Consider the following 13,053-nt stretch of genomic DNA (forward strand, 5'->3'; position numbering starts at 1 on the left):
AAAAGAAGTACTCAGCGAGGAGTACTTCAAAACAAAAAAGGAATACAACTATGAAAACGACTATCACAAAAATTGCCTTAGCCGCAGCCTTCCTTTCAACCGCAGCTATGGCGAATGCATCCCCTATGCAGATCAGCGTTAATTCAGGTGCAACAAGTATTATTAACGCATTAGCACGATATGCAGATCGTACGACCAGTACCGCATTTAATGTTGCTGTGAATACAGGTGATGTAGATGCATCTGTCAATACTTTGGGAGCATTCAACTCACTCAGAAATGTTGGAAGTACCATTGCGGTTGAAACATCTGCTTTAGGTGCAGCCAATACTGGCGATATTTATTTGGAACAAGGCAGTTTGAATGCTACTAGTTCTGGTGCAGTAGCAGGGTCTATGGCTGCAGCTAGTGCTGCTTCAGGAACTTCGGGCTGGGGTTGGCATTCAAACAGCAGTTCTTACGGTAGCGCATTTAACTCTGCTTATGGCTCTAACTTTGAAAACTCACTCGATGAAACACTCAGCAATTACAGTGCGGCAAACATTGCCTACAACTCAGGTTCAATTGATGCATCGGTCAATACCGTGGGCTTAGTGAACCGGATCAATGGTATTAGTACTTCCGCAGTGGGTGCAGTGAACACAGGTGGTATTTCTGTTGTTGTGAAGTAATACCCTCACATTTGATTCTTCAGGGTCCTAACTTTAGTCATATTGTTAGGCCCTTCTTTATTTAAAACAGCCATCGAGTAATTAATTTTAAACGTTTTCTAGATTTGAGTCTGCTTTATAGTTACATGAGGCTTTATTGCATAAACCTAGCGATAATATCTTATTCCACAATATAATTCGCAAATGAATGAGCCTCTCTAAAATCTATCGTGCAATTAATTGGTCTATATAAACGAGCCTTAATTAATCGAGTTAATAACTCCATCTGGTTTGATCCATCGACTCATTGATATGCTCAACCATAAGGAAAACATCAACGAAGTTAAACTTACTTGAATATAGCTATTCAAAGCTGCTTGATGATCAAATCTATATTCTGTCATTCTTTACATATAGTCACTGGCTTTGTACAAAGCCTGATTAAACTTTGTAGATTAGATTGGATAGCGCTAGATTATTCAATACTGTGCAGAAAACAAATGCATACCAATATTGCGTTAGGCTATAAAAAAAGTCGTAATGTCTTCCATCTACTCGTGAACTCTACAGGTTTGAAATTTTCAAATGAAGATGAATGGAAATGTAAGAAACATGGATATGAATATAATTACCAATAACGTAAACTTCGTCTTGCTATAAATGATAAAAACTTTGAAATAGTTATTGTACAACTCACGACCAATAATGTTAGAGCTTCATGAGCACTACAAGATTTACTTGCTCAAATTCCTTTAGATAAACCAATCAATTCTATCTATAAAGATGGTGCTTATGACACAAAACGATGCCTTCAGGTAACTGCAGATCGGCAAGTATATAAGTAATTTTATCCAGAAAAATGTAAAACTTTAGAAAGATTTGAAAGTTCACTCACGAGAAAAAATTAACATATTCAAACAATTAAACGTTATGACAAGATACTATGGAAAAAATGGTTGGGCTATCTGTGTCGCAGTTTGGTGGAAACTAAGATGCATTGCATTAAGTTATTGGAAGATAAGTTGATGGTAAAATATTTTTTAAGTCAGATGGATGAGATTAGTGCGCGTGTGGCAGTTATGAATAGATTTATAGAGTTAGGTGGATTTGATGCCCAAGTTATCAAATTAATTTGAATAGATTGAGAAAAATTTAGATTTTTTATAAATATATCTAATATTAGTTAAAAAAATTAGAATATATACAATAATGAATTAAAGCTTGATCATTATCAAACCCGAGTTTTCTCATTGCTGAAATTTTTTGATGACTAATAGTTTTGATACTACGATTAGTTCTGGAAGCTATTTCACTAAGACTTAATCCAGTTATAAATAATCTCAAAACTTCGTACTCTTTAATTGTTAAATTCAAAGTGGAATTTTCATTTTTTTCATTTTTTTCATTTTTTTCATTTTTTTCATTTAAAATATCATTAAGAATTCTTGTAATATTCTCCTGAAAATTACTTTTTAAAATTATTTTTGTAACACCTAAATTAGTCAATTTTTTTAAAATCAAATGATTGCTGAGCATAGTCAAAACAATTACTTTTGTAAAAGGAAAATTTCTAATAATATAATCAAGCATTTTAAAGCCATCACCATAGATATTATCATTTGGCATATAGAAATCTGTAATCAAAATATCGGGTTTTTGCTCTTTTAAAAGTTCAACAGTTTCAGTTGAGCAAGTTGCTTCACCTACGACTGAAATGTTTTTATTTTTACAGATAATTTCTTTTAGACCGAGAAGAATGATAGGATGATCATCTGCTATAACAACTTTTACTACTTTTGACATAATCGTCTCCTAATGAAATATTGAAATTAATATCTTAAGCTGTTAACTTTCTAAATTTTGATATAAAAAATTTAAAAAAGATTTTAAATTTTGAATATCAGTGCTATCAAAAAATCTATTTTTTATAATATTTTCGTATTTGAAACAAGTTTTAGCTATTTGAATTTCTTCAATGGCAGCATAAGAACCGGAGATTTTATGCAAAAGTTGTATCAAAATTATATAATTTTTTGAATTAATAGCATCTAGCGCAATATTTAAATCTTCTTTAGTACTTTTTGTAAATAATTGCTTCATCTCTATTGATAAACCGTTAAAGGAGGTAGTTGTAACTGGAATTAGAATATTTCCTATAGCATTCTTTAAGTCTTCAATAGATAGAGGTTTTACTATAAAACTATTCATACCGGCTTTAATACATCTCTCTTTTTCTTCAATTGTAGCATTTGCAGTTACACCAATTATAGGGGTAACTGAATCTAAGGTTCTAATTTTTTTGGTTAATTCATATCCATTTAGTTTTGGCATATTAATATCGATGATAATTAAATCAAATTTTTCTTCATTCCATGCTTTTAAAGCATTCATGCCATTACTTTCAGATACTACATTTAAACCTAAATTTTCTAATTGTTTTTCTAAAATTGATCTATTTATATAGTTATCTTCTGCAATTAAAACTTTATATTTTTTCTCATTAGAAAAAAATAATGGAAATTGATTAGCCTCTTCAAGGCTTTGAATTTCTGAATTTATTGTTTTTACTGGTAATTCTAAAAAGAAACTACTTCCAGTACCTAAATCACTTAAAACTTTTAATTTACCTCCTAGTAGATGGCTTAGTTTTGAGCATATTGCTAAACCTAAACCAGCTCCATCTTTAATATAGGAGTCATTTACCTGATAAAATATGTTGAAAAGCAATTCTTGCTGTTCTTTTGATATTCCAATACCAGTATCAGATATTTGCCATAATATTGTTGATATATCTTCATTTTGATCCAATAAACTTATATGTAAGTTAACATAGCCCACTTCAGTAAATTTAATTGCATTATTTAGTAAATTTAGTAATATTTGTTTTATCCGCATGTGATCACTTTGAATATATTGAGGAATTCTAGGATCGAAAGTTAAAGTTATTTTAATTTTTTTCATCTCAGCTGTGGCTTGTAAAGAGTTAATTATATCTTTTGCCATTAATGAGGGGGAAAAAATACTATATTGAATATCAAATTGATTTAATTCAATTTTTGATATATCTAATATGTCACTAATAATTTTTGAAAGATAATATGATGAGTTTTTTATAGAGTCTAAATATAGTTTTTGATCAGAAGATAAATCTGTTAAATTGAGTAATTCTAGATTACCTAAAACACCATAAAGAGGTGTTCTAACTTCATGACTCATTGTTGCTAAAAATAAAGTTTTAGCATCGCTAGCTTGATCAGCCAAAATTTTAGCTTTAGCAAGTTCAACATTATCGTTTCTATGCTGAGTAATATCATTAAACGCACATAATATAATTTGTTCGCCATAATATCTTGTTAAGATGAAAAAAACTTGAAGATAGATACCATTGAATTTCAAACAAAATTCAGTCGAATCTGGTTGTTTTTTGATTAAATCAAGAATTTCATTCGTACAATTCCAAGTTCGTGAATTTTTATTCTCTAATAGAATTTTCTGATCACTACATCTAACTATTGAGATTCCATTTGGAGCATTATCTATAACATCTGCTATAAATTTTTTTGCTTCTAATAAATCAAAATATGACTTTTCAGCAGGTTGAACAATAGTTTTTGTATACCAATTATTAATGAGTAACATTAAAAAAATACTAATAGAAAAAATAAACAAAATAGAAAAAAGAGGAATTTGAAGTAGTTTTATAAAATTTATATAACTTATCGAATATATACCAGTCCAATTGTTGTGACTGTTTTTTTTTAGTACAAGATACAATCCATTTTTTTTTATATTTAATCCATCAGAAAAATTATTTAAATTAATTTTTGGTCCAATTACTGTATTTCCCTCAGGAGAAATCAAAGTAAATGTATCATAAAATAATTTTTCTTGATTCGAAATTGCCTTACTATAATCTTTAATTTTAAAGCTTGTAGATAATATCAAAAATTGTTTCATGGGATTTTTTAAATTAATGCTTTTCATATTAATTAAAATAAATCCGTATAATGTATCTTTGCTACCTAATGTTGACCACCAAACACGAGAGTCATTAATTGAAATATGTTCTTTTAAAATATTATTACGTAGATCCTCGATTGAATCAATATAGTTATCCTGTCGTAACGGTGTTTTTATTTTTATATAATCTGTTGCAGGAATAGAAATAGAAAACTTAGGATCATGTGAAATTAGTATTAGTTGCGGTCCCTCAAATTCTGAAGAAGACCAAAAATTTGCATAGTAAGCAGCCATTCGTACTGTCATCTTTATACTATTATCAAATTTATATTTTAGAGAATTTTCATCAGAAGAAATTGTAAAGGGTATAGAAACATTTAGACCTCTACCTCTATATAACTTTTTTCCATATATGTGTTGTAATTCATTCATCATTACAAATTGTGTACCACCAGGTAAATCAAAATTACTTGGATATAATCTATATTGATTATTAATATCTAATAGAAATCTTTCATTCAAGTTAATTAAGTTAATAGTTTTAGTAAAATTATTATTAATTTTAATTTTTTCTTCATCTATTAAAATTTCGCTTAATTTAAAAAGTATAATAAGACATAAAACGATAAAGATAGTTAGAATCAATAATATTCTATTTTGACGAACAGAGCTATTTGCTAACTCTTCTACAGGCTGTGAATCATTATGCATAATAAAAATCTAAAATTAATTTATAGGATTTGATAAACTATTAGAATTTAAAATTTTATCAAATTCAATATATGTCATCGCTGGATAGTAATAAAAACCTTGTACTTGATCACATCCTAATATTTTAAGAAATAAAACTTCTTCTTTATTTTCCACACCTTCAGCAACAACAGTTAAATTTAGTGATTTACCTAATTTAACAATACTTGTTAATATCTCTTTCTTTTTTTCATTGACAAGACAATTGCTTACAAATGATTTATCAATTTTGATTTCTGTAAATGGTGTTGCAGAAAGATTGGCATAGGAACTATAACCCGTTCCGAAATCATCTTGAGCTAGGCCAAAACCTTTCATTCTTAAATTCCAAGCTGAAGCATAATACTTACCTAATGAAAATGGTGTATTTGATTCTAATATTTCAAAAGTTATCATTTTTGGATCAATATTTGCACTTTTGACTACTAATTCCACTTGATTAATAAAATCTTCATCTTCTAGAAGGAAAGTAGGTAAGTTAATTGAAGTTTTAATAAAGTGACCTGAAGCTAACCATCTAATTTGTGCTTTAAAAGTAAATTTAAGTGCTACTAGTAATAATTCTTTATTAAGGGAAAAATAATTAATAAAAGGCATAATTTGACCTGCTAATAGCAAACCATACTTAGGATGTATCCATCTAACAAGTGCTTCTGCTCCATCAATTTTAGAGTGTTTAATATTAATCTTGGGTTGAAACCATATTTGTATATTTTCATTTTTCAAAGCTTCTTTTATTTCACATAATGTAAAATCCAATTTATAATTTCTCTTACTTTTTTTTTCAATAATTTTTTTTAATTTTTCACTATTTAATTTCACACTTAGTGAGGGTCTTTCAATTTTATCTAAAACATTAAGATTGTAATTTTTTGCTATTAAAGTAATATTTTCTATTATTGTATTTTGATAAGACGTAATGAATATAACATTTGAAGATTTATGATTTTTTTCAATCAATTGAATATTTTTAATATTAAAAAGAAGATTGTTTGACAATTCAATGAATATAAAATCATAATTTTTTTTTGATAAGGATAAGAAATTTTCAAAATGAGAATCTACAGTATCTATATTAAATATTTCATAACTTAATAAAAAATTTTGAATCATCTTATTTGATATATAATTACTCTCTAAAATTAAAACATTCAATTTAAATCTCCAGGTAAATATATGAAATTTTGAGTATTTTAATAAAAAAATTTAAATTTGTCTTAGCTTTACTTGATAAATAAGAATATTCTTAATTTTTTTTTTAATTTTTTCATTATAATTACAATTCATAGATCATCAAAGTGCTAGGCTTTATTTTGAAAATGAACTTGGTTATATTTTACTCATTTACACAAAGATTACGTGTTTTTATTTATTGTTTTTCTATATTTTTTATGTTACCAAATAGTTCTTACGCAGATTTGGCTTTTGATAATAAAACTAGATTTATTATGAAAAAAAAACGTATGCCTATTATAATTCAAAATTTAACTGAAAATGAAACTCTTGTACTAGCAACATTAGATCAGCCAAATAATATATCCGATAATATTCCAGTGACATTAAATACACCTATGATCAAACTGGAACCTAACTCTAAAAAATCTATAGATATACTTTATAAAGGCTTTGGTCTTCCATTAGATAGAGAAAGTTTTTTTATATTAAGTATTCAAGAAATACCAAAAAAAATAGAAAATAAAAATTCAATAAAGTTCGCTTTAAATCATAAATTTAAAGTCTTTTACAGGCCAAATTTCATAGCAAAATATAATCAAAGTAATGCTCTTCAATGGATTAAAGAGAATAAAAATTCAAAAATAAAAATTAAGAATTTATCTCCATATTATATTACTTTAAGTAGGATTAAAGATGGAAATAATAAATGTAATTTTATGATTGAGCATATGATGATATCTCCATTTTTTGATAGTGAATTAAACTTAACATGCGAAACTAATTATATAAATTATAGTTTAGTAACCGATGAAGGTAATTATTTACCTTATCATGTGAATATAAAATCTAATATTAATGTTCCATTTAAAAGTGAGTATTAAAATGAAATATTACTTTATCATCGTTTTTCTTTTATTTTTTTTCGATACTACTCCTACTTATGCAGCAAAGTGTATAAGTGTATATGGTTCTTCAGCAACAAATATCAAAATAAATGATAAAATTGGGATCGTATCCTCCTTGCCTAAAGGAACAAAATTATGGGTTGGTAATTCCGTTACAACAACTCTTCGTTGTTGGCAAGAATCAAGTTCAATGTCCGAATTAATATATCTTTATTTAAATCCAGAAAATATCAGTTCGAGTGCTTTGGGGGATCAAATTGAAATCGGTGTAACAATAGGTGGTGAAGATTTTATTTGTGATTCTGGCACATCAGGATGTAAAAAAAGTATTGATTTGTACTTGGGTTCATGTGCTAATGGGAGTAATTGTGTATTAAATGCCAAAAATACGACAATAACATTTAGACCATTTATCATTAAAAAAAGTGAATCTTCGCAAAATAATTCTGATACAGTTACAACTTTATCTAACTATCATCTTTTAGCATTTGGTGATAGAAGAGGTGCAAATTTGGATACCTCAGCATATCAGTTTTATATTGAAAATTTAAATAATTTTAAAAATATTCCATGTGCTGCAAATATATCAATATCGCCACAGAAAATTGACTTTGGCCATGTAAGTGTAGATCTATATAAAGATCAATTGATCAAAGAAGTGCCTTTTAGAATTACTTTAAATAAAACATGTGAAAGTGTTTTTGCAATTTCAGCTTTAATGAATCCAATAAATAGTACTATTCAAAATAATATAATTATACCAAATGATAATAATACTATTGGTATAAAAATTTACGATTCTTCAAACAAAAATCAATTATTAATCAATAATGAATTTTTATTATTTGATTATAGTAGTCAAAAAACTCAATATAAAAATTTTTATGCTCAACTTAATTGGTTAAAGAAACCTTATCAGGTTGGTAGCTTCAATGTAGGCGTAAATATAGATATTTATTATAAATAAGAGAAATTAAATTTAATTTTGAATTTTTAAAAAATTAATATGAGGATTAAATTGTGTTATTAGTAGTTAAACTTATGAGTCAGAGAATATTTCTTTTAACTATCATTTTTTTATTTTACTCATACAGCCATGCAACTATGTGCCAAAGTATTAGTGGCCCAACAAGTGTATCAATTAATACATCAGTAGCGGTTTTGTCTTCACTTCCAAAGGGAACTAAATTATGGATTGGAGACGAATTTGCACTACATATGGCATGCTGGCAAAATGGAACAGCTAAACCTGAAAATGTTCATTTGTATCTCAATCCAACTGATACTGGAAATAATATATTAGGAAATGATATTGAGGTAGGGGTTACATTGAATGGTGTGGATTTTGTTTGTAGCTCTTCTGGGACAGGTTGTAAAAATGATCTGGGAATTTTATTAGGTGAGTGTAAAAGCTTTAGAGGATGCGAATCTACTACACGCAAGGAATTCTATATCAATCTTAGGCCTTTTGTATCTAAAAAAAGTGAACCTTCACCAAATAAAGAGGGTACACTCTCAACTGTTTCTAGTTATCAGCTTTTAGCTTTTGATGGTGTGGGAGGAGTAAATACTCGACCACCCTATTACCAATTTTTTATAAATAATTTAAATAATTTTAGATATCTTTCTTGTGGTTCTACAATATCAATTTCACCTGAAACTATTAATTTTGGGAATGTAAGTGGTAATCCAAAAATTTCAAATATTATAAAGGAAATACCTTTTCGAATAAATGCAAGTAAGACATGTCATAGTGTTTTTGCTATCTCAGCAATTTTATCCCCATTAAATGGTTTTTTAGATAATGGTGTATTAAGACCTAATGATAATAATGGTGTAGGTATTAAGATTTTAAGAAACACTGACCGATACCAGATACCTTATAACTCTGAATTTACTTTAGTTGAATCTACTGATCAATTGGTTTCTTCTGTAGACTATATTGCTCAATTGGTTTGGCAAAGATATGATTATAATGTTGGATCATTTAATGTTGGATTAAGTGTAAGTATTTTTTATAAATAAATTTAAATTAAACTTAGTAATTGTTCGTTGGTTATGGTAATTAGATATTTATTATAATTCGAACTTTTACTAAGATGTATTAATTTTTAATTGTATCTTTTTTAAATATTAAAATGAAGTTTTTAAAATACTTGTATTCGCTTTATATTTTTTGAAAATTAAATTATTAAAATATTTTAATAAATTTATAACAGTAGATTCCATCAATAGAATTGAAGTTTAAACCTAATCTTATTTATTGGTTAAAATATATCTCGCCAAAGTTTTTTGAAGTATTTAATCCTAAAACTAATTTTTTTCATTTTTAGAATGTATTTTTTAACCATATGTCTATTTTTAAAAAATTAAGTAACCCGAATCGCAGATAAGAAATTGACTTGAAAAATAAGACGACTAGAGCCATCAGTTAAGTTACCACACCAAACTCACAACTCTAGTCCTGATGTTCAATAGTACCGAATTATTCTGCGTAATTGATGATTTTTCTCTTAAATTTGAATCAACTTATTGGGAGTTTCTCAAACAAAACCGTGGTTCCTTAAGAATCAGAACTGCTCAACTTAAAATTTCAGAAATCTGCTTTATTGCCATTTGATACATATGCTCTCATTTCAATAATTTCAAAGCCTTTTTCACTTGGTTAAAAGAAGATAAAAGCCATTTATTTAAGTACTTGCCTTGCTATCAAAGGATGATTTATCTGATCAAAAGGCATGAATTAGCACTGCATGCCCTACATGTGGCGCTGATGAAAGGCCAAGGTACACAATATTTATGGATTGATTCAACAACTCTGCCGGTTTGTAAAAATCAACGTATTCAGCGTCATAAATCATTAGTCCAAATTGCATCACGTGGTAGAAGCTCAATGGGCTGGTTTTATGGCTGTAAATTACATATTGCGATGAATCAATTTGGTGAAATTGCCCGTTCTGCTTTATCGAATGGACATGTTGCTGATATAAAAATGGTTGAGCAATTGGTTGATGGCCTAAACGGAAAACTTTACGGAGATCGAGGTTACATCAGCCAAGAATTAAAAAATTAGATTGAAAGATCAAGGTATTGATTTAATTACATATCATCGGAGGAATATAAAGGCTATTCAACTCTGTGTATCAGATGAATATCACCTAAGGCAACGCAATAAGATAGAAACATTATTCAGTTTATTGAAGGGGAAATACAATTTAGTGACGAGTAAAGCACGTAGTCTCCATGGATTTCTGAGTGGAATTTACGCCTCACTATGTACATATCAAATAAGCCATGGAAATAAGCCAACAATTCAAATTAAGTAATCATCGGCTTAAGCAGGATTCGGGTTAAGTAGACTATTCATGTGGAATATATAGAGGCAACTCAATAACTTTAATATTATTTTGAGAGTTTAAAATATATAATAAAATTTATTTATAAAAACCAGTATTTTAAAATCTAATATTTTATATTATATTAGATAAAAAAGTAAATTTTTATCATAAGATTTTTTATATTAAGATGTATTTATTTTAAAAATAATAATTCATTTTTTGCTTATGAAGTATAATTATTAAATTTAAAATTTATTTTAATCTATTAATAATTAATTCTTTCAGTTTAATTCATTATCAAATAAATAATATAAGAATTTTCTTATATTTTTTTCTTCTTACTTTCCCTAAAATTTATTTGTCCCAAACAAGCAGAGTAATTCTTATGTCTTTCAATACAGCTAAATTAGTTTTTTTTACATTAACTACAACTTTTTGTACTTTTGCATCAGCAGCAGATGGTGTAATAAATTTCACTGGTAATATCACAGCAGCATCATGTGCCGTAACTCCAGGCGCTGGTACACAAGTTCAAGGAAATCAAGGTAGCCAAACTATTAGTGTTGGGCTGGGCTCTGTGAGTATGGATTCTCTTGGAGATTCTTCTGCTACCAATATTGTAGGTGCAAAAACTATAAATTTGAATCTTAATTGTGGTGGAACAGCATCAGGTTTAAATACTGTAAAGGTACAATTTGACCCAGTCAGTGGATCTGGACTAGATACAAATAATAATTCTCTTTTGAAAACAACGGGTACAGCAACTGGTGTTGGTATCGGTATATTTAATAATAATGGGAACCTTATTAATTTATCAGGGAACGAAAATATTACAGGTAGTTTGACTTCAACTGGTAGCGGTGAAAACATTACTTATTCAGCACAGTTAAACCTACGTGCAGGTTACGTGGCGAATGGTGCAGATAAAGCAGCTGGTACTGCTAATGGTACATTACCTTTTACTTTAATTTATGAATAATTGAATAATTGAATAAAGGGAGGAAATTCCTCCCTTTTTGAGGAATTCTAAAATGTCTATATTATGTCGATTATTATTTCTATTTATTTCTATTCTTCCATTAGAATATGTATATGCTGGAATTGTCTTAGATAGAACACGTCTGATTTATAATGCTAAAGATGCTGAATCTTCATTCATAGTCACAAATAAAGATATTAACGAAGTAATGATTCAGTCTTGGATAGAGTCTGATTCAATATCTTCTGATAATATTCCATTTATTGTTACACCATCATTAGTTAGAATAGATGGTGAAAAACAACAAAAACTTAGACTATTTTATAAAGGAGATGGTTTGCCTGACGATCGTGAATCAGTACTATGGATGATAATACAAGAAATTCCTCAAAAATCAAAATTAGAAAATTCTATATTATTGGCTGTACGACAGAGAATTAAAATGTTCTATAGACCTAATAAACTAAATGGGTCTCAGTCAATTGCAGCTAAGAGATTAGAATTTAAATTAGAAAACAATAAAGGTAATATTTATTTAATTATTAATAATAAGTCAGAATATCATATAACAATCGCTCAATCAAAAATTTACCTTTCAAAAGGTAATGATAATAATGTTGTCACGGTTGAAAATGGAATGATAAATCCATTTGAAGTTAGGCGTATAAAATTAGAAAAAACTTTTAATGAAACTAAAGAAAATATTGATATTGAATTTGATAGTATTAATGATTTTGGTGGTCTTGATAGAGTTAAATCAAGTTTAGTTGTATAAGTTACTACTTGATTTATTTGGGGTTTTATGTTTAATCCAGATTTTTTAATTGAAAGATTAATAGTTTGCACTAACTCTACTTGCTTTATTGATAAACTTTCAAGAATATTAATGTCTTCTTTGTTTATTTATTCAGGTTGGTACAAGATTTTAAACTATTCTTCTACTGTAGAATATATGGAGGCTATGGGCGTGTCTAGCGTTTTTTTACCACTCACCTTTTCAGTCGAATTTATTAGTGGTTTGGCATTGTTTCTTGGTTTCCAAACACGCATATTTACTCTAATTCTTTTATTTTTTTGTTTAGTCACAGCTTATATTTTTCATTGTGACAAAAATCCAATTGATATAAATGAATTTATGAAAAATTTAGCTATAGCAGGTGGTTTAATGCATTTTTTAATATGCGGGCCAAGTAAATTAATTTTTAATAAAGTAATTAGAAAATAGAAATTTGACTTTATAGCTACTTTGTTTTTAGTGTTTTTATTGTTTTACCAGATCAGCTAATTATAGCTGG

Annotated in this window: 10 protein-coding genes and 2 pseudogenes; 9 read left to right on the forward strand and 3 right to left on the reverse strand. The window is 27.9% G+C overall.

The features are described from left to right. The first annotated feature begins 50 nt into the window (after positions 1-50). Both QLG00_RS14155 and QLG00_RS14160 read left to right on the forward strand, forming a co-directional pair. Positions 51-671, forward strand: coding sequence for a hypothetical protein (locus tag QLG00_RS14155; protein ID WP_282471265.1), 621 nt, complete (start codon positions 51-53; stop codon positions 669-671). 187 nt (positions 672-858) lie between these two features. Beyond that, a pseudogene (locus QLG00_RS14160) lies at positions 859-1,786 on the forward strand (IS5 family transposase). A 43-nt stretch (positions 1,787-1,829) separates the two neighbouring features. On the opposite strand, the gene QLG00_RS14165 reads toward QLG00_RS14160, so the two are convergent. Genes QLG00_RS14165 through QLG00_RS14175 form a run of 3 tightly spaced genes read right to left on the reverse strand, consistent with a single transcriptional unit; the run spans position 1,830 to position 6,515 of the window. Then, entirely contained in the window at positions 1,830-2,453 is a 624-nt protein-coding gene (locus QLG00_RS14165) for a response regulator (protein ID WP_282471266.1), read from the reverse strand. Between the two features lie 42 nt (positions 2,454-2,495). Then, entirely contained in the window at positions 2,496-5,321 is a 2,826-nt protein-coding gene (locus tag QLG00_RS14170; protein WP_282471267.1) for a response regulator, read from the reverse strand. A 15-nt stretch (positions 5,322-5,336) separates the two neighbouring features. Further along, entirely contained in the window at positions 5,337-6,515 is a 1,179-nt protein-coding gene (locus QLG00_RS14175; RefSeq protein WP_282471268.1) for an EAL domain-containing protein, read from the reverse strand. Positions 6,516-6,751: 236 nt separating this feature from the next. Between QLG00_RS14175 and QLG00_RS14180 the strand changes: the two genes are divergently transcribed. The 7 genes and pseudogenes from QLG00_RS14180 (at position 6,752) to QLG00_RS14210 (ending at position 12,983) form a co-directional block, all read left to right on the forward strand. Then, positions 6,752-7,417 carry a molecular chaperone gene (locus tag QLG00_RS14180; RefSeq protein WP_282471297.1) on the forward strand — a complete coding sequence of 222 codons (666 nt, stop codon included), beginning with the start codon at positions 6,752-6,754 and terminating at the stop codon, positions 7,415-7,417. A 1-nt stretch (position 7,418) separates the two neighbouring features. Further along, positions 7,419-8,408: a fimbrial protein gene (locus QLG00_RS14185; protein ID WP_282471269.1), complete on the forward strand. Its 990-nt coding sequence runs from the start codon at positions 7,419-7,421 to the stop codon at positions 8,406-8,408. A gap of 53 nt (positions 8,409-8,461) precedes the next feature. Beyond that, the gene (locus QLG00_RS14190) at positions 8,462-9,466 is read left to right on the forward strand and encodes a fimbrial protein (RefSeq protein ID WP_282471270.1); all 1,005 of its coding nucleotides are present in this window, start codon (positions 8,462-8,464) and stop codon (positions 9,464-9,466) included. Positions 9,467-9,908: 442 nt separating this feature from the next. Next, positions 9,909-10,767: pseudogene (locus QLG00_RS14195) on the forward strand (IS982 family transposase). A 397-nt stretch (positions 10,768-11,164) separates the two neighbouring features. Further along, the gene (locus QLG00_RS14200; RefSeq protein ID WP_151746908.1) at positions 11,165-11,758 is read left to right on the forward strand and encodes a fimbrial protein; all 594 of its coding nucleotides are present in this window, start codon (positions 11,165-11,167) and stop codon (positions 11,756-11,758) included. Positions 11,759-11,810: 52 nt separating this feature from the next. Continuing rightward, the gene (locus QLG00_RS14205; protein ID WP_151746907.1) at positions 11,811-12,533 is read left to right on the forward strand and encodes a molecular chaperone; all 723 of its coding nucleotides are present in this window, start codon (positions 11,811-11,813) and stop codon (positions 12,531-12,533) included. A gap of 27 nt (positions 12,534-12,560) precedes the next feature. After that, the gene (locus QLG00_RS14210) at positions 12,561-12,983 is read left to right on the forward strand and encodes a DoxX family protein (RefSeq protein ID WP_151746906.1); all 423 of its coding nucleotides are present in this window, start codon (positions 12,561-12,563) and stop codon (positions 12,981-12,983) included. The last annotated feature ends 70 nt before the right edge of the window (positions 12,984-13,053 follow it).

It is taken from the genome of Acinetobacter sp. V89_7 (genome assembly GCF_029967895.1).
Taxonomy (GTDB): domain Bacteria; phylum Pseudomonadota; class Gammaproteobacteria; order Pseudomonadales; family Moraxellaceae; genus Acinetobacter; species Acinetobacter soli.